This is a genomic window from Pseudomonas sp. MF6747 (genome assembly GCF_963890955.1).
Lineage (GTDB): Bacteria > Pseudomonadota > Gammaproteobacteria > Pseudomonadales > Pseudomonadaceae > Aquipseudomonas.
In genome coordinates this window covers 14,121-30,366 of the sequence record NZ_CAWPSZ010000026.1, presented here as the reverse complement: position 1 = coordinate 30,366, position 16,246 = coordinate 14,121, and the positions used below count along the sequence as shown (strand labels likewise).

Sequence of the window (16,246 nt, the reverse complement as noted above, 5' to 3'; positions counted from 1 at the left end):
ATGCCGACATCTACGGCGATCAATTGCCAGAAGACGCGGTAGAGATTACCGAGGATCTGCGTCAGGAGTTGCTAGAGGCTCAATCCCTTGGCAAGCAAATCGTTGCCGACAAGGCCGGTCAGCCGGTAGCTGTCGATCGCCCAGGACCGACTTTTGAACAGCAAGTTGAGCGGGAGCGCTTTTGGCGTGATTCGCTGCTTACCAAAACTGACACGATGGTCACCCGACACAGGGATGAACAGGACGCCGAGCGCGCTACAACCCTAACGACTGCCCAGTATCAGCAAATGCAGGCTTATCGACTGGATCTACGTGACTGGCCGACAAGCCGCTCGTTTCCTTCTGACGCTCATCGTCCGGCCCCACCTGGCTGGCTTGCAGCCTTAACGTAACGACCCGCACTTACGCGGCGTTTTCTTTTCCGTTACGCGTAACAACAAACCCCTAACAGCCTCGCACTCGCGGGGTTTTTTTGTTTATGGAGATTGGGCACATGCCTACTACAAGTCGTTTTCACGGCGTAACAGTAACGCTGGTAGATACCGGCGCGCGCACTATTTCGCTGCCGTCGTCATCCATCATCGGGCTGGTAGACACCTTCACCGTGGCGCCGGAATTCTCCGCACAACCTGGCGACCTGGTGCTACTGACGCGCGAAAGCGAAGCCGTTGCCGCTTTCGGTCCCGACTCCGCTATTACGCGTGCCGCCAAGGCAATTTTTACACGTTCCAAAGCTGTGATTGTGGCTTGCGGCGTCGCCAAGCTTGAAGACAAGGCGTTGCAAACTTCGGCCATTATCGGTGGCGTTAAGGCCGATGGTAAGCGTACGGGGCTTCAGGCCCTGCTGGACGGCAAGAGCCGTTTCAACGCCCAGCCGCGCCTGCTGGTGGCGCCTGGTCATTCCGCTACTCAAGCAGTGGCCACCGCCATGGATGGCCTGGCCGCGAAACTGCGCGCTATTGCAATCGTCGATGGTCCGAACACTACCGACGAAGCGGCCATGGAGTACGCCAAAAACTTTGGCAGTAAGCGTATTTACATGGTCGATCCGGGTGTTCAGCAGTTCGACACTGTGGCGAGCAAGACCATTGATTCCCCGGCGTCGGCCTGGGCGGCGGGGATGTTCGCTTACACCGATGCCGAGTACGGATTTTGGGCGTCGCCGTCGAACAAGGAGTTTGTTGGCATCACCGGTACCACCCGCCCTATCGAGTTCTTGGACGGTGACGAAACGTGCCGGGCAAACCTGCTCAATAACGCGAATATTGCCACCATCATCCGTGATGACGGCTACCGCCTGTGGGGCAACCGTACGCTTTCCAGTGATGCGAAATGGGCATTCGTTACCCGTGTTCGCACGGTCGATATCGTGATGGACGCAATCCTGGCCGGCCACAAGTGGGCGGTGGATCGCAGCATTACCAAGACCTACGTCAGCGACGTGACCGAAGGGCTACAGGCGTTCATGCGTGACCTGAAAAATCAGGGCGCGGTGATCAACTTCGAGGTTTACGCAGATACCGAGCTGAATACGGCGACCCAGCTGGAGCAAGGCAAGGTGTTTTGGAACATTCGGTTTACCGATGTGCCGCCGGCCGAAAACCCTAACTTTCGCGTTGAAGTCACCAATCAGTGGCTGACCGAAGTCCTCGACACTGCCGCCTAAGGAGGCCGCTAAATGATTCCTGAAGTATTGGTGAATACCAACCTGTTCGTGGACGGCATTAGCTTTTCGGGTGACGTGCCAAGCATGACCCTCCCCAAGATCGTGGTGAAGACTGACGAACTTCGCGGCGGCGGTATGGGTGGCTCTATCGAAATGGATATGGGCCTGGAAAAGATGGAGGCCGGTTTTGTCACGACCGGCGTTCGCCGCGAGTCCATGAAGTACCTAGGGCTCGCTGATCAGACCGCATGTAATGCGGTTTTCCGTGGTGCTTTCAAAGGCCAGAAGGGGCGCATCACCCCTGTTGTCGCAACAGTTCGCGGCATGCTCAAAGAGCTGGATATGGGCGACTGGAAAGCCGGTGAAAAGGCCGAGCTTAAACACTCGATTGCCGTCACCTACTACAAGTTGGAAATCGACGGCCGTGTGATGTACGAAATCGACCCCGTTGCCTGTGTCCGCGTTATCAACGGTGTTGACCAATACGCAGCGATGCGCAGCGCCCTGGCCCTTTAAGGATAAAGAACATGAAAGAATCGAACGCAAACACATTGCCTGAATGGCTGGAACTGACAGCGGCCGGCGCCGTGGTCAAGCTCAAGTATCCGCTTGAGGTCGATGGCACCAAGGTGGACAAGATCCAGATGCGCGCGCCGTGCCTGCGCGATCTGCGCGCCGCTGGTGCCACCACTAACGGCGATCAGGAACAGCTGGAAGTGAACCTGCTGTGCAGCCTTACCGAAATCGGAGAAAAGGACTTGGGGGCCATCAAGACGGTGGACTACAAGCGTCTTCAGGAAGGCTATTTTCGCCTGGATAACGAAGTCGGGGTGTGATGCCGGGCAACTGAAAATTATGGCTAAGCGCCTGGCGGCGGAGCTGCATTTTTCGGCCGCCGAGCTTTTGGACATGCCGGCTTCAGACATGGTGTGGTGGCTCACGGATTGAGCCGCTGTTGAACCATCCGACGCATAGGGCAAGCACATGGCAAGCAAATTAGCGCTTGGTATCGTCATTGGTGGGGCTGTCAGTTCCACTGTGGGTTCGGCGTTCAAGGACGTTGAAAGCCGCATAAAGCGCCTGGAGGCAACCGGTGCTAAAGCCCGGGTGCTTCAAAACACCATTGGCGACACAATCCGGCTTCGTGAGGAGTGGCGCAAGGCACACCTGGCGGGTGAAAAGGGCGCAAGCACACTACTAACCAAGCTTGACGCCAACCTGGCCAGCCTCAAGAAACAGGGCATCGAAGTCGGCCGGTTGGAAAAGGCTTATCAAACGTTGGGCCGCACGGCGCGCAATGCTGAGCTTAAAGCGCTGGGCCACCAACAAGTCCAGGCCGGCCGCGAGGGCATCAAAAGCACTGTAGGTCAGGCTGTGGGGTTTTCGGCCGCTGTGGCAGTGCCTACGAAGGTCAGCGCTGACTATGGCGCAATCATTCGGGATATTGCGATCAAGGCGGGCGTTGCCAATGCCCCGCAAGAAAAGCAAATGTCCCAAACCATTTTGCAGACCTCCCGTGATTCGGGCATGGGTCGCAACGAAGTGGCGCAAGTGGTGAACTCCCTGGTTGGGGCGGGCATGGATCTGGCTGAGGCGCTGTCGTATGCGCCTACGGCCGCCAAGTTTGTAGTGGGGCAGGGGGCGGGGGCTGAAGACACCGCGAAGATGATCAACGCCCTAGGGCAGAACGCCAAAATCAGCGACCCCAAGGTCATGCAACAAGCCCTTGAGGCCATCGCCTATCAGGGCCAGGCCGGCAGCTTTGAGGCCAGCGATATGGCCCGATGGGCCCCGGAAATGCTGGCGGGCATGGGCAAGCTGGGCATTACCGGCATGGACGCCGTTACGCAGCTGGGCGCCATGCTTCAAGTTCAGATGAAAACTGCAGGTGGTGCCGATGAGGCGGCAAACAACCTGAAAAACTGGATGGAGAAGATCGGCGCTCGCGATACCGTAACGGCCTACAAGAAGGCTGGAATCGACTATCAAGGCTCCATGCAGACAGGGCTGCAAAAAGGCATGTCGACCCTGGAGGCGAGCTTGGCGCTGGCCCAGCGCTACGTCGCCGCGACGGACCCGGCGAAGGCAAAGGCGATGGCCGAAGCTACTGCAAAGATCAATAAGGAGACCGACCCGGTAAAAGCCAAGGCAATGATTAACTCTTTGGAGCAAGCATTGCGAACCGGCGATATTTTTGCCGACATGCAAGTGAAAGCCGCCCTCACGGCCTACACGCAGAATAAAGCGCTGTACGAACAGCTCAAGAACGAATCCAAGTCTGCCACGGGCATTTTGGATAAGAACTTGGCCGAGCGCCGGGAGGCATCCGCGCAGAAGTGGGCCGAGATGGCGCAGAGCATGGATGACTCTATGCGCATGATTGGCGACGCTATCCGTCCAATGACCGATGGTGTGGCGGATGGCCTGGCTTGGGTTGGCCGTGGGCTTAGCTCGCTGGGTGATGAGTCGCCCAAGGTGGTTTCCAGCGTCGCCGCGATAACTGCCGGACTTATCGCGTTTCGGGGCGTTGTAAGCAGCGTGAAGATCGGCCGGGGGCTTTTGAATATCGCCCGTGGTGGGCTGCGCGGCGGTGATCCAAATATCCCCCAGCGTGTGATCGTGACCAATATGCCGGCCGGGGGCCTTGATGGGCCGGGCATGGATGCCGGTGACAGTAAGCGCCGCAAGAAGGCCAAGAAGGGCAAGCCGTCTTCGGCGGCCGCGAGGGCCCCAACAGCGGCGCCGGCTGCTGCGCCAGTCGAACAGCGTGGAGGAATAAGCACCGGGGGCATGGTCAAGGGTACGGCCATGTTTGCAGCGGTCGATTCGCTGTTGATGGCAAAGGATACCTACGACAACGCAGAAACCCGCGATGAAATGGCTGAGGGTTATGGCGAGGCGGCAGGCAACTTGGCCGGTACTTTAGCCGGCGCTGCGGCTGGTGCTGCCATTGGTTCGATGGTGCCGGTCATTGGTACCGTGGTAGGCGGCCTGATTGGCGCCTATTTGGGCAGTACCGGCGGCCAAGCCCTGGGCGGATATGCCGGGAAAGCTATGTTTGGTAGTGACCCGGCGACCAAGGTAATGCCGGCGGCCGGGCCGCTGATGATGGCCGATGCCGGCAAGAATATTCCGCCGGTGTTGGGGGATATTGCAGCGTCATTCAAAGCGCCGCAGAAAGTGGCGGCGCCGGTGCCGTTGATGCTTCTTCAGCCCCCGACAACGGCGCCCGGGCCGACCTCGAGGACGGAGCCCGTTACGGCGCCAGGGCGTAACGCGGCGCCCGTGACATTGGCGCCTACGCCTGTGCAGGGTGGTCGGGCTGTTCCTGGGCGTGATGCTGCGCCTGCTCGGCCCCCGGTCGTACGTGTGACAGCTCCCGCCGCGCCTGGTGGGCTGCCAGAGCGCCCTAGCAGGCCAGCACTGTTGTTGCCGGTTCCTCTGGGTGTGCCAGCCAGCGGGCGCAAGGGAGAAACGCCGGCACCGGCGTTGATGCCTGATCGTGCCCTTGATGGACAGGGCGTTACGCGTAACGGTCCAAGGTCTGAAGTTGGCGATCTGGTTAGAGCGCTGGCCCAGGCGCCGGCCATTAAGCCTAGTGCGTTACTCCCTAAGCCGGTGCCACCGGTGAAGCCAGAACGGGCGAAGTTTGAGCAGGTGGTGCATGTGACGGCGCCGTTCAGTTTGACCGTGAAAGGGGATGTGAAAGACCCCCAACAGCTGGCCCGAGAAATTGAACCGTACTTGCAAAACCATCGGCAAGAAATTAGCCGTCAGCTTTCAAGTGCAAGTCTTTTTGATGAGCCTCATGTGGGGTAAGGGGTGGTAGTGGACAAAGACACGAAAGACCCGGGGTACTTAGACCAGCTCCAGGCCGGGCTTAAGTACCTGGCCACGACTGGAGAGGCCGGCCGGCGTAGCCTCGATGGAATGCTTGGTCCCCTTAATGGGGCTATTGGCGAAATCACTGGGGCGGCGTCGGAGTTGGAGGGGCTGCCAGTGATTGGCCCGGCCGTCGGTGAAAAACTTCAGCGCGTAATGCGCGGCGTGAACGCAGCCCAGGCAAAGGTCGGCACTGTGTTGGAGACCTATAACAAGGCTTCCCGAGCCGTGTCGCAAATTGACGAACGTATGGGAGTGCTGAAAGAACAAGCTGGGAGGGCCGGGGCGGCGATCAACAAAATTGCCGGCAAGGTCAGTCCGTCGCTGGCCAACATCTTCCCCACGGGAGCGTTTGCCACCAACGCGACGCCGGCGCCGGAGGCGGTTAAGCCGTTCCCGCACCTGCTGATCATCCAGCCGCTAGACCCTAAGGAAGAGCCGTATTTCTTCAACTTGGATACGGCGGCTTTTGATGAGCTGCGGCGTTCTACCGAATTTCGCTGGGCTTCGCAGGAGCGTTTAAGCCGGCGGCCGGCGCAGCAAGCCGTGGGCATGGGCGAAGAGAAAATGACGCTCAAGGGCGCCATTTTTCCGGGCTTCAAGGGGGGGTTAAAGCAGCTGGATACGCTGCGCCGCATTGGTTCGCGTCTTCTGCCGTTGGGGTTGACCACCGGCTATGGCCATGTCCTGGGCAACTGGTGCCTCAAGAATATTGAGGAAGAACAAAGCGCGCTGTTGCCAGGTGCCATTCCGCGCAAACAGGGGTTTACTTTGGAGTTTGTGCGCTATGGCGACGACATGCAGAACAGCTGATGGGGATGTGTTGGACACCATTTGTTATAACTTCTATGGCCACCTGAACGGCACCATGGAGGCCGTGTTAGACGCCAATCAGGGACTGGCCGATGAGGTGCAGCCTTACCGCGCCGGCGTGGTCATTGTGCTGCCTGACCTGCCTGCCGCGCGGGAAGAAGTCGTGATGTTGTGGGATTAGCCTTGGTCCGCCGCCTCTCGGCATTCCGTCTCGGCCTTGGCGTAGCTGTCGAACGCGTTATCGAAGCGTTTGGCATCGTTGGCTATCAGCCCTTGCCAGGCTGATGCCGCGTCTATAGCGGCTTCATTGCACTTGTGAAAGGGCGTAAACAGCACCCCAAACCGTTGCGCTTCATCCTCAAGCGCGGCCAGCGCTTGAGCCTGTCGACGCTTTAGGGTGGGGTCAGCTTGCGGGCTTCTGAGCTGTTCCATTCCCTTCTCTACAGTCGACCTCAAGCGCTCGATAAACGCCAGCGCCTGGCGCGCTGTGGGTGCTGTTGCGGGCGGTTTCGGCTCGCTGGTTATCTGGTTGGTCGTTGGGTCGGGCTCGCCCAAATCAATAATCCTGAGCTTTTCCTCGCCGATAGCTGGCAGGGCAGCGCAAGCGAGCAATCCCGCTAGGCAAATCCGTTTCATCCATTCATTCCTTACTGGCTGATTGATCAGCCGCAAATTCTATAGCGGCCAGGCCCTGAGTCTATCCGTCATTCGGGATCGCCCAATGAAACCAACTTTTCGCATCGTCGCGGACGGCGCTGATATTACCGCTGCGATTAACGATCGGCTTTTGCTGCTGCGCACTTCGGACAAGCCCGGGATGGATTCCGACGAGTTTGAGTTGCGCATTGATGACCGTGACGGTGTGGTCTCACTCCCGGCGCGCGGTGCCGGCATTGAGATTTACCTGGGCTATGTCGGCAGCGGGTTGGCCCGCCTGGGCCGTTATGTCGTGGACGAGGTGGAGTTGTCCGGCCCGCCGGACACCTTGGTAATCAGGGGCAAGGCCAGCGACATGCGCGGGAGCGGCAAGACTATTCGCAACGGCAGCTGGGAAAACGTGCCGCTGTCGGAAATCGTGCGCGATATCGCGGCCAGGAACGGCTGGCAGCCGGCATGTTCGGTCGCCACGAAAGTGCCCAGGACTGACCAGCTGAGCGAGTCAGATTTTAATTTCATCACGCGCTTGGCCAAGCAATACGACTGTACGGCGAAGGTCGGTGACGGAAAGCTTGTAGTCATGCCCAGGCAGGGTGGGCAAAGCGCAAGCGGGAAGGCGTTGAGCGTCGTTACCGTAACGCGCAGCGATGTAAGCCGCTGGCAATTCAGGCTGGGCGACCGTCATACCCACAAAGCCGTGGCGACCAAGCACCAAGACAAGGCCACTGGAAAGCTTTCGATTGTCACTCTGGACAACGAGGATGCCCCGGGCGGTCTGCCCCCAATCCACACAGACCGGCACATCTACCCCAACAAGAGCGCCGCTGAGCAAGCGGCCAAAGCCAGGCTTTCCGCCTTCAACCGGTCAACCGCCGGCGTGCGCCTGGAAATGCCCGGCCGCACTGATCTATTTGCAGAGCGGCAAATCAACGCCCAGGGCTTCAAGGTGGGTTTGGATGGCGAGTACCTAGTGGATTCGGTGGAACAGGTTTTCACCCAGTCGGGCTGGAGTACGACCGTTGAATGCAATGGCGGGAAAAAGGGTAAGGCCACCGCCAAAGGCAAGAAAAAGAAGAAACAACAAGGCCCGGGCAAGGTTGTAAACCTTTGACCCGGATTTGTTGCCACTGATGCCCGCCAGGCGGGGTTTATCCTGTTAGGAGTCTGTATGCCGATCACCCAGCAGCAATTGCTGCAAATCCTCCCGAACGCCGGCCGCCAAGCCGGCGTTTTTGTTCCTGTGCTGAACACGGCCATGGGCCGCTATGGCGTCGTTGGCAAGCTGCGCGTGGCCGCGTTCATTGCTCAAATCGGGCACGAGTCAGGCCAGTTGCGGTGGGTGCGCGAGATATGGGGGCCCACCAAGCAGCAAGCCGATTACGAAGGCCGCGCAGACTTGGGCAACACCCAGAAGGGTGACGGCTCGAAGTATCGCGGCCGTGGCTTGATCCAGATCACCGGCCGGGCCAATTACGCAGCGTGCGGCGAGGCGCTGGGCCTGGACCTCATTGGCAGTCCTGAGCTGCTGGAGCTGCCACAGCATGCGGCGATGTCGGCGGCGTGGTTCTGGTCGACGAGGGGGTTGAACGCCCTGGCAGACGCCGGCTCTTTCGACCGCATCACGCGGATTATCAACGGTGGCCAGACCGGCCGGGAGGATCGTTTGGAGCTGTGGGCCAAGGCCAAGGTGGTGCTATGTCTGCCCTCGGCCTAATCCCCGCGCCGCTGCGGCCCTGGGCGTCTGTAGTGGTGGTGCTGTTGATCGCCGGCGCTGGCGCCTGGTGCGCCTGGACTGTGCAGGGCTGGCGTTACGGTAGCTTGCTGGCCAAGCAAGAAATCAAGGCCGCCGAGAAGGCGCGAGACATTGCGGCGGCGACGGCCGCGCAGCTCAAGCACGAGCAGGACCAGCGCCTGGCCCTGGAAGACCGAATGAAGGCCGACGAAATAACCCACTACAAGGAACTCACTGATGCAAAGAAAGCTCGCCAGCTTGTGTTTGATCGCCTTGCCACTACTGATTTGCGGCTGTCAGTCCTCCTCGCCGGTGGAGCCATCCGCTCAAGTGTCGAGGGGGTGTCGACCGCCACCAGCGCCGGCGGCGTGGATCATGGAGTCACGCGCGCCGAACTTGACCCAGCGCATGCTCAACGAATTGTCGGCATCACCGGTGACGGCGACGAAGGATTGACCGCACTGGCGGCTTGTCAGGGCTGGGTTTTAGAGGCTCTGAAGACGGACAAGGCGCCCAATTTATAGGCGGCTAAAGCCCGTGGGCGTGGGATCTGACGAACCACTACTGTATATATATCCATGTGTTCTGCCAGTGAGTAGAATGCTTGGCAATAGCGACAGCAAGGATTGAGTAGAAATGTCCATAAATGGAAACCCTTTGATAGGTGAGACCAACGGCGATACCATCGCTGGAATACACGCTTACATGACATGGTTGTTGCAGGTGACAGACAGCGACGATCAAACCCCCAAAGGCATGATTTGCTCTTTACGGCTAGTATTGGGGGCAGTCGGCAGCCTGCAAGGCGAGGCCGAACAAGAAAAAATCTGAACACTTTTAGTGTTGCGAGGCGAGTGGCGTGGTATATTCGCGCTGGTTGGCCGAGTGGCCAAAGAGTTTAGAGATAGAAAAAACAAGGGTTTAGAAAAGAAAAAAGCCCGGGGTTGGCGCCCCAGGCTTTTTGGAGATCGGCGAGAAAGAAACTCTACGCGACCGCAGCAAGGTCAGAGTTTAGCCGTCGGTCTTCTTCTAAGCAAGCGTATTGCTCAGGGGAAAGAGTCAATGACCGACGTATCGACCTGTCTGGGTCGGCCTTCCATCATGTGGGGGCGCAATCCATACCCGCACTCCGGGGAAAACCTGGGTACGGGCAACCGTTGTGGCCACAATCCGCTTAAACCGGAATTCCACTTGTTCAGTGAGCCGGAGTGGTCGACCTCGATTCCGCAGGTTATGCGTAAGCTGGTCGAGGCGGTCAAAGGCTATTACTACGCCCCGCTTAATATTCTCCCCAGCCTGGGCAACCTCAACGGCCGGCGTAACAAGTCCGGTGACCCACGCAAAAACCGATCAGAGGCCCGCGCCGTAGAGGTGCTGGTCATGCGCGCTATTCTGTACTTCACCGAATACGCGTCGCTGAGGGTTGGCACGCCGAAAGCGGATGGCCAGTTTATCCCGCGCAGTTGTACGGAGCTGGCCGCCATTGCCGGGCTGTTGAAGAAGAAAAAAGACCCCGCGCATCCTGACGAGCCATCCGAACGGTTCTGGCGTGCGTTTAGGCGTCTGCGCAAGGCCGGTGCCTTTGATGTCTACCTGCAATATGTCGAAAAGCCGGATGGCACCAAGCGCGCCCGGCCGGCGATCAAGCGTGTAAACGAAAACTTCCTAGTAGCCCTGGGCGCCGTGTCATTTGAGGCGCTTAAGAAGTTTCGCACCCACTGTTCCAACGAGATTAAGAAGCTTCGCCGGGGCTACAAAGAGCGGTTTCCCCGCGAGTTTGATGCAGACAATGCCCGTAAAGGCTTGCGGCGTGCCCAGGGCGAAAGCGGCGTGGTGACGCACGCTGTTGGCCAGCGCCGCGCCAAGACCGTTAACTATGACGACGCGAAAGCTGAGTATGCGGCTGAGATTCGCGATCGGCACGCGGAGTTGCTGCGTAACCACTCTGACCTATCACAGTCTGAAGTTTCTCGCCGTGTCATGCGCGAGTTCCCCGCCTTCCACGACTGGTTACGAGAACGACAGGGCGACTAACGCCCGTAGCCCCACATCTCTCCCTCCCTTTGCGCTATCAGCCCTGATAGCGCTTCACCGTGCCTGCCTGGCACGGTTTTCCCCTTAGCATGCCTACCCTCGACGTTTACTCCTCACCAGCGCCTCTATTTTTTGATGATTTTATGCCTGCGCGCAGCCCAGGAAGGGCGCCCGCGCCGGCAGACCTTTAAAGTGAAATATTAAGTGTTTTAGATAGAAAATTAGGCGTTCTACCAGTTTTTTAAGTACCCCCTGTGCTTCTGCTGTTTCTCTCTGAGGAGAGAATCTTTAGATCTAACCTCAGCTACGCAGTGGTTAGCCCTTTGTTTTAATGCCTCTGCAAGCCGAGAGCCGTTTTATGACGCAGCCCATGGCTGCAACTATGCCGCCCGCACTTCGTGCCTACGGCACGGCGGGACGCTGAGCCAACCGTGCCGCCTCCGTTTCTCCAGCTGTAGGCCCGCTCCAGTTGCTGCACGCCATTCAACACTCAACACGACAGAAACCTTTGCAATGGCGTTTCGCGCCTTCACGCGCCTGCCTGCGGCTCGTGCCGCTTCGCGTCACAGTTGATCAGGTTGAGGGGTGGGCTTACTCGCGTTATTCACGCTGTCCTTGCTATGCGCCGGATGTGGCGATGTTGGGAGCGTAATGTACCCAGTGCGGCGCTAGTGCTCTTGCGCGCCTCCACGGGGCTCTGAGGCGGCCAAAAGTGACGGCGAATCATCTTGCACTTGTTATCGGTTTCGATAACAATGGTGCGACGGAATTCGGAATATTCGCATGAAGCTGCTTACTTTTCTTGGTGACACCCTGGACCAACTGCGGGAATTTCCGCCGGCCGCTCAGTCAATGGCAGGCTATCAACTGGACCGAGTTCAACGTGGTATCGAGCCGGAAGATTGGAAACCAATGAAAACGATTGGCCCAGGTGTGCGGGAGTTGCGCGTGCGGGAAGCGTCCGGCGCATTTCGGATCATCTACTTGGCCACCCTGCCGGATGCTGTATATGTCTTGCATGCGTTCCGTAAAACAACGCAGAAGACCGAGAAGCGCGACATTGACTTAGCAGCCAGTCGGCTGCGCGACCTGATGAGAGGCACTCTATGAGCAACGAACAAACATTCGGCAGTGTGTGGGAAGCCCTGGCCGATACCCCCCAGGAAGCGGCCCACCTGCAAGCCCGATCTGGCCTGATGATCGAGCTTAATGAAAATATCAAAGCTTGGCCCGGTACTGACACCGAAAAGGCTCGTCGCCTGGGAATTACCAAGCCACGCTTTTCCAACCTCAAGGCCGGTCGGGTTGATCTTTTTAGCCTGGATGCATTGGTTGACCTTGCCGCCTCGGCCGGCCTGGTGGTGCGCGTACAGTTGGCCGCCGCCTGATAAGCATGTTTAGCGTTATAGCTATTAAGCTAAATAGCTATCACTGAGGATTGAGCTTGTACGTGTTGAGATTGCGTGACGGGTCACATGTAGGTTGTGATGCGAGCGAAATAAGTCAGGCATGTGCACAAGCGTTGCGCTTGCAAGCCGCGCTTGAAGTCAGAGGGCAGGTGGTTGATTGCCTGGCTGTTCTTGGGCTTGATCGGCCTGGGCTATTCGATGTTCCACGGCTTGACGGTTTTAGGCCTACGGCTGGAGAGGTCCGTGCCTTGGTGACAGTGGCAGGGATGACGGGCGGCCAGGTTGCGCGTTTGGTAGGAAGTGATCCCCGCAAGTTTCGCGCATGGGTTGGTGATGAAGTATCTATGCCCTGGGCCGCCTGGCACATTCTGGCTGTCTATCTCGGGCTGTCTGAACCTATGAGGCATATTGCTAAATAGCGTTTTAGCTTAATAGCTATAACTGCATTGTCAGGAGCCGCCAGAGCGGCTTTTTTTACGCCTGTTTTTTAGCGAATAAGCTAAATAGCTATTGTGCTAAATAGCTATTACTGTAGAATTTCAAGCACGGCCAAGCAGCTCGCTAAGGCCAAACCGGAGTTCTACCGATGAATCAAGCCAAGCCACTGACTGAGGCGCAGCAAATTGCCGGCGCCATCCTTGACCAATTGGGCGCGCGTCGCTTCCTGATGATGACCGGTGCCCGTGAGGTGGCGGCCACGACCAAAGGTCTGCAATTCAAACTGCCGGCCAACTTCGCATCAGCAGGGATCAACATGATCCGCATCGAGCTGAACGAAATGGACACTTACGACGTAATCGCCGGTCGCTGGGCGCGCTTCGACTTCACCGAAAAGGCCCGTGAAGACGGGATCTACTGTAAGGATCTTCAACGATCCTTCACTCGCCTGACTGGTCTCGATACCCACCTTTAAGGATGTAGCCCCGGCAAGCCGGGGCTAGCGTTGGAGTTCCCTCAATGACCCGTAAGAAAACCATGGCGTATGTACCTCTTGAAGAGCGTCCCGAGTTCATTGCAGCGGTCGAGGCGTTGCCATCTGACCCTGCCGAGCTGGAGTTACGCGCTTCGCGTGTGCGTCAGCTTTATCATGACGCCATGCTGGCCGGTGATGTGCAGGTGCTGGATGACACGAGCGTGGTCTATCGCGCTTGCGTGATTAAGCTCAACGGCGGCACGCACTTCGGGTGTGCCGGCATCCAGAAAGAGCTGGAGGCAAAATTTGCCGCGACGCCTGGTCAGGTGCCAGGGTGGGGTCAGGCGGGGGAGTTCCTGCTGGAAGTCGAGGGCATGCGCATTGTGGTCAGAATGTGCCCTGACTCGATGTCGAATCACTGCGGTGCCGAGTTGAGCGCGGTTGACTTTGATAAGCCGTTTTTGAGCGCTACTGGCTACCGGCATCAGTACATGCATGCCACGCAGCACCTGGGGCGCACGGTGGATCAGGCGGTACGTGCCGAGGTGCTGGAGCTACTGGCCGGCGAGGGTAAGGCGGCCGCGATTGATCGCGAATACGCGGCGAAGAAAGACCGCAAGGTCTGGCCGTGGTTAGCCGATGCGCTGGCTGGCGTGCGCGCGGATGGCCAAATGGCCATGTTCGGCGATGCGCCGAAAGACCCTGACGCCAAGGTGCCCTTAAGCAACAAAGAGCGGCAGCGGCTATTCCGGCAACGAGCGCGCGAGCGTAAGCAAGCACAGGCCGCCGAGGGCGTGCAGGCCATCAAGTTGACCCGCACTGACCGCATGGTGCTGAGCCTGGGTGTACTGGCTCATGAGGATCTGGATCACCGCCACAACAACTGGGCCACCACTAAGAAGCCCGGCTTTGATGCGTTGCTGACGAAGCTGTGGCCAGAAGGCGATAACGGCCGCTACCTGGCTGAGCCGGGTCGCAGCACTTACCGGCCTGCCGCGTTCTTGCGCGACGAGCTGGAGCGCAAGCGTATGGAAAACCTGCGGCTGATAGAGGCGTTAAATAGCGCGGCTTCCGTCGCCGATGAGCGCGCCGCAATGGCTAAGCGCATTGAGTCGTTGGAGCGGGAGCAGGCTTTGCTGGAGGCCGAGCGCAATAAAGCGTTTCAGGCCAACTACACGCTGACTAAGCGCCTCAAGAATGCAGGACTGTCGACGGACTACCGAGAGCAGCCTGGCGAGTAAGTCAGGCGTTACGCATAACGAAATGATCACCCGAATGAAGCTGAACGCTCAAACTTTCCCGCAAAACCCTGATCATGCGAACGGTACCTGTGAGGCTTGCGGGGAGGCATGTGCGGTCTATGGTTGCCGTTGGTGTCCTGGCTGCTACAACGCATCCAGTGCGGCCGTTCGTGAAGACAGCCGAAAAGCACGGTTATTGCGAGCAACTATATGCAACTTTAGAAAGTTGGCAACTTCCACAAGTTAGTTATACTTTTGAACATTATAATATTTATTGAAAATAGTTTGGTTTTGCTATTGCGCTTCTCTTTTTAAATGTTATCGTATTTGTAGCAGAGAGAACATTGAGCCTTATAAGATAGTTTTGTAGTGGTGATTTGCCTGCGAAAATAACTAATAATAAGAGGGCGTTTATGAAAAAACCGAAAGAGTTGTATAAAACAATAAGAGTAGTTGCGTGGGTGGTTTTGATGGTTTTGCAAGGCGGGGATGTGCCCACGGGAGAAGGCCCTAAAGGCCAGCAATACGGGCCTCAAAGGCCGGTAGAAAGGCTGATTTGTCAGCCGGAGGTGATACCTCAACAGCGGTAAAGCTGCGTAAGTAAGCATAAAGAAAGTGACCATGACGGTCCTTTTTTTTTGCCTACCAAAAAGTGAAATAGCCAAGTTGGCCAGATGCCGCAATATTATAATATGTGACGGCCTGTCGGGATAAACCAAACCTTACCAGGTGCAAGCGGTCTACCAGGTATACCCGACTTATTGCAGGCTGCCCAATGAACCCAACTACGCAAACCCCCAACCTGGAACAGTGGCAATCGCTGTATGACGATCAGGCCGCGTTGCTCAAGGATCCCGAAGGCCACCAGCGGACGCTGATCGAGCTGGCCAACCGGTTGCACGCCCAGGGCGTGATTGATGCCGGCGAGCTGGCCGAGCTGCTGGAGCAAGCCGACGCGGCGTATGCGTGGGGGATCGAGGAAAGCCCGCAAGCGTGACCCGTCACGCGGGGACTGATCGGTCCAAAGGTGGGAAAATCCCACCTTTACGGGGTGTTTTAGTCCTTCACTTTTGAATGACCTGTAACGTCGTCAAGGGAAGGGCCACGACGATAGGGGCCGGTGGTTCCAGGTGGAGTTGGGTTTGAATGAGGGCCGTTAGGGTTAGGGCACTTATGGTGATGTTGAGGACCAATGAAATGTGGTCGAGGGTTGATTTTAAGGACATGGAAAGTTTTCTCGGTATGTCCCTGTATTTAGCGATTTCAGTTGCAAACTGACGTTAAAAACCGACTTTTTTTGAATTATTTTTCAGGCGGCCGCGTGACCCATACACTTGGACCCGTAACACTCGAAAGGAGCCCCGGCCGTGGCTGAGCAAACCCCCCACCAGTTGGCCGCTTATGCCGAGGTCAGCGACGCCCTGGACTTGGAAGGCTACGGCGATCTATTGAAGGGCGAGGCGGTCGACGTGCGCGACGCTGTGGCTCAGATGCAGCTGGACGCCGAGCAGATGGCCGAACGGGCCGCGCGGCTGCACCAAGTGTTGGCCGAGGCTGACGCCCAGGCCGACCAGGAACGCCGCGCGGCGGATCTGGAGTAAACCCAAAGGAGCTGGCTGTTCCATCCAGGAACGGCCACCAGGACGACAAGGAGTAAAGCAATGACCGGACAATTTAACCCCGAACTGAGCTACGAGCTGATCTATGAGGGCAACCGCCTGGGCGTGGTGCGTAAGGGGCTGTATTACGAAGGGCCAGCAGCCTGGCGAGTCGGAGAGATTCACGACGGGAAGTTTTATTACAACGGCAAGGCCGCCGGCACTGTCGACGGGCTGACCGTGACTAGGACCGAACCCAAGCCGCAAACGCTGCTGCAACTGGTGCCGCTGGAGGAATAAG

20 protein-coding genes are annotated in these 16,246 nt (G+C 57.9%); 19 read left to right on the top strand and 1 reads right to left on the bottom strand.

From position 1 onward, the window contains the following. The 7 genes from AACW30_RS21295 to AACW30_RS21265 form a co-directional block, all read left to right on the top strand. A partial coding sequence (locus AACW30_RS21295) for a tail fiber assembly protein (protein ID WP_325167604.1) occupies window positions 1–392 on the top strand: 392 nt, incomplete at its 5' end. A 101-nt stretch (window positions 393–493) separates the two neighbouring features. Further along, window positions 494–1,666, top strand: coding sequence for a phage tail sheath subtilisin-like domain-containing protein (locus AACW30_RS21290; protein ID WP_200625688.1), 1,173 nt, complete (start codon window positions 494–496; stop codon window positions 1,664–1,666). 12 nt (window positions 1,667–1,678) lie between these two features. Next, window positions 1,679–2,182, top strand: a complete 504-nt coding sequence (locus AACW30_RS21285) for a phage major tail tube protein (protein WP_200625687.1) — start codon at window positions 1,679–1,681, stop codon at window positions 2,180–2,182. An 11-nt stretch (window positions 2,183–2,193) separates the two neighbouring features. Then, window positions 2,194–2,502 carry a phage tail assembly protein gene (locus AACW30_RS21280; protein WP_200625686.1) on the top strand — a complete coding sequence of 103 codons (309 nt, stop codon included), beginning with the start codon at window positions 2,194–2,196 and terminating at the stop codon, window positions 2,500–2,502. Between the two features lie 148 nt (window positions 2,503–2,650). Beyond that, a complete protein-coding gene (locus AACW30_RS21275) occupies window positions 2,651–5,485 on the top strand; it encodes a phage tail tape measure protein (RefSeq protein ID WP_200625685.1) in 2,835 nt (944 codons plus the stop codon). A 9-nt stretch (window positions 5,486–5,494) separates the two neighbouring features. Then, window positions 5,495–6,361, top strand: coding sequence for a phage tail protein (locus tag AACW30_RS21270; RefSeq protein ID WP_200625684.1), 867 nt, complete (start codon window positions 5,495–5,497; stop codon window positions 6,359–6,361). Next, the gene (locus AACW30_RS21265) at window positions 6,336–6,542 is read left to right on the top strand and encodes a tail protein X (RefSeq protein ID WP_200625683.1); all 207 of its coding nucleotides are present in this window, start codon (window positions 6,336–6,338) and stop codon (window positions 6,540–6,542) included. Before AACW30_RS21270 ends, AACW30_RS21265 begins: the two co-directional genes overlap by 26 nt. Here the strand turns inward: AACW30_RS21265 and AACW30_RS21260 are convergent. Further along, window positions 6,539–6,997 carry a hypothetical protein gene (locus AACW30_RS21260; RefSeq protein ID WP_339385062.1) on the bottom strand — a complete coding sequence of 153 codons (459 nt, stop codon included), beginning with the start codon at window positions 6,995–6,997 and terminating at the stop codon, window positions 6,539–6,541. The two genes, AACW30_RS21265 and AACW30_RS21260, sit on opposite strands and share 4 nt — an antisense overlap. A gap of 85 nt (window positions 6,998–7,082) precedes the next feature. Between AACW30_RS21260 and AACW30_RS21255 the strand changes: the two genes are divergently transcribed. The 12 genes from AACW30_RS21255 to AACW30_RS21200 all read left to right on the top strand — a co-directional run bounded on the left by AACW30_RS21255 (window position 7,083) and on the right by AACW30_RS21200 (window position 16,245). Then, the gene (locus AACW30_RS21255; protein ID WP_200625681.1) at window positions 7,083–8,129 is read left to right on the top strand and encodes a phage late control D family protein; all 1,047 of its coding nucleotides are present in this window, start codon (window positions 7,083–7,085) and stop codon (window positions 8,127–8,129) included. 57 nt (window positions 8,130–8,186) lie between these two features. After that, window positions 8,187–8,732 carry a glycoside hydrolase family 19 protein gene (locus AACW30_RS21250; protein ID WP_200625680.1) on the top strand — a complete coding sequence of 182 codons (546 nt, stop codon included), beginning with the start codon at window positions 8,187–8,189 and terminating at the stop codon, window positions 8,730–8,732. Beyond that, window positions 8,714–9,274, top strand: a complete 561-nt coding sequence (locus AACW30_RS21245; protein ID WP_200625679.1) for a lysis system i-spanin subunit Rz — start codon at window positions 8,714–8,716, stop codon at window positions 9,272–9,274. Before AACW30_RS21250 ends, AACW30_RS21245 begins: the two co-directional genes overlap by 19 nt. 112 nt (window positions 9,275–9,386) lie before the next feature. Next, on the top strand, window positions 9,387–9,581 hold the full coding sequence (locus AACW30_RS21240) for a hypothetical protein (RefSeq protein WP_200625678.1): 195 nt from the start codon (window positions 9,387–9,389) through the stop codon (window positions 9,579–9,581). A 231-nt stretch (window positions 9,582–9,812) separates the two neighbouring features. Further along, entirely contained in the window at window positions 9,813–10,784 is a 972-nt protein-coding gene (locus AACW30_RS21235; RefSeq protein WP_200625677.1) for a hypothetical protein, read from the top strand. A gap of 783 nt (window positions 10,785–11,567) precedes the next feature. Then, on the top strand, window positions 11,568–11,894 hold the full coding sequence (locus AACW30_RS21230; RefSeq protein ID WP_200625676.1) for a type II toxin-antitoxin system RelE/ParE family toxin: 327 nt from the start codon (window positions 11,568–11,570) through the stop codon (window positions 11,892–11,894). After that, window positions 11,891–12,172, top strand: coding sequence for a helix-turn-helix domain-containing protein (locus AACW30_RS21225; protein ID WP_200625675.1), 282 nt, complete (start codon window positions 11,891–11,893; stop codon window positions 12,170–12,172). Before AACW30_RS21230 ends, AACW30_RS21225 begins: the two co-directional genes overlap by 4 nt. Window positions 12,173–12,779: 607 nt before the next feature. After that, a complete protein-coding gene (locus AACW30_RS21220; RefSeq protein ID WP_200625674.1) occupies window positions 12,780–13,106 on the top strand; it encodes a hypothetical protein in 327 nt (108 codons plus the stop codon). Between the two features lie 44 nt (window positions 13,107–13,150). Continuing rightward, the gene (locus AACW30_RS21215) at window positions 13,151–14,347 is read left to right on the top strand and encodes a hypothetical protein (protein WP_200625673.1); all 1,197 of its coding nucleotides are present in this window, start codon (window positions 13,151–13,153) and stop codon (window positions 14,345–14,347) included. A 775-nt stretch (window positions 14,348–15,122) separates the two neighbouring features. After that, window positions 15,123–15,344, top strand: a complete 222-nt coding sequence (locus AACW30_RS21210) for a hypothetical protein (protein ID WP_200625672.1) — start codon at window positions 15,123–15,125, stop codon at window positions 15,342–15,344. A 370-nt stretch (window positions 15,345–15,714) separates the two neighbouring features. Continuing rightward, complete coding sequence (locus AACW30_RS21205) at window positions 15,715–15,948, top strand: hypothetical protein (RefSeq protein ID WP_200625671.1); 234 nt, start codon at window positions 15,715–15,717, stop codon at window positions 15,946–15,948. Window positions 15,949–16,008: 60 nt separating this feature from the next. Then, a complete protein-coding gene (locus AACW30_RS21200) occupies window positions 16,009–16,245 on the top strand; it encodes a hypothetical protein (RefSeq protein ID WP_200625670.1) in 237 nt (78 codons plus the stop codon). The last annotated feature ends 1 nt before the right edge of the window (window position 16,246 follow it).

Coding starts and splice junctions, on each gene's coding strand:
- AACW30_RS21290 (WP_200625688.1), top strand. CDS start 494: ATGCCTACTACAAGTCGTTTTCACGGCGTAACAGTAACGCTGGTAGAT.
- AACW30_RS21285 (WP_200625687.1), top strand. CDS start 1,679: ATGATTCCTGAAGTATTGGTGAATACCAACCTGTTCGTGGACGGCATT.
- AACW30_RS21280 (WP_200625686.1), top strand. CDS start 2,194: ATGAAAGAATCGAACGCAAACACATTGCCTGAATGGCTGGAACTGACA.
- AACW30_RS21275 (WP_200625685.1), top strand. CDS start 2,651: ATGGCAAGCAAATTAGCGCTTGGTATCGTCATTGGTGGGGCTGTCAGT.
- AACW30_RS21265 (WP_200625683.1), top strand. CDS start 6,336: ATGGCGACGACATGCAGAACAGCTGATGGGGATGTGTTGGACACCATT.
- AACW30_RS21260 (WP_339385062.1), bottom strand. CDS start 6,997: ATGAAACGGATTTGCCTAGCGGGATTGCTCGCTTGCGCTGCCCTGCCA.
- AACW30_RS21255 (WP_200625681.1), top strand. CDS start 7,083: ATGAAACCAACTTTTCGCATCGTCGCGGACGGCGCTGATATTACCGCT.
- AACW30_RS21250 (WP_200625680.1), top strand. CDS start 8,187: ATGCCGATCACCCAGCAGCAATTGCTGCAAATCCTCCCGAACGCCGGC.
- AACW30_RS21245 (WP_200625679.1), top strand. CDS start 8,714: ATGTCTGCCCTCGGCCTAATCCCCGCGCCGCTGCGGCCCTGGGCGTCT.
- AACW30_RS21240 (WP_200625678.1), top strand. CDS start 9,387: ATGTCCATAAATGGAAACCCTTTGATAGGTGAGACCAACGGCGATACC.
- AACW30_RS21235 (WP_200625677.1), top strand. CDS start 9,813: ATGACCGACGTATCGACCTGTCTGGGTCGGCCTTCCATCATGTGGGGG.
- AACW30_RS21230 (WP_200625676.1), top strand. CDS start 11,568: ATGAAGCTGCTTACTTTTCTTGGTGACACCCTGGACCAACTGCGGGAA.
- AACW30_RS21225 (WP_200625675.1), top strand. CDS start 11,891: ATGAGCAACGAACAAACATTCGGCAGTGTGTGGGAAGCCCTGGCCGAT.
- AACW30_RS21220 (WP_200625674.1), top strand. CDS start 12,780: ATGAATCAAGCCAAGCCACTGACTGAGGCGCAGCAAATTGCCGGCGCC.
- AACW30_RS21215 (WP_200625673.1), top strand. CDS start 13,151: ATGACCCGTAAGAAAACCATGGCGTATGTACCTCTTGAAGAGCGTCCC.
- AACW30_RS21210 (WP_200625672.1), top strand. CDS start 15,123: ATGAACCCAACTACGCAAACCCCCAACCTGGAACAGTGGCAATCGCTG.
- AACW30_RS21200 (WP_200625670.1), top strand. CDS start 16,009: ATGACCGGACAATTTAACCCCGAACTGAGCTACGAGCTGATCTATGAG.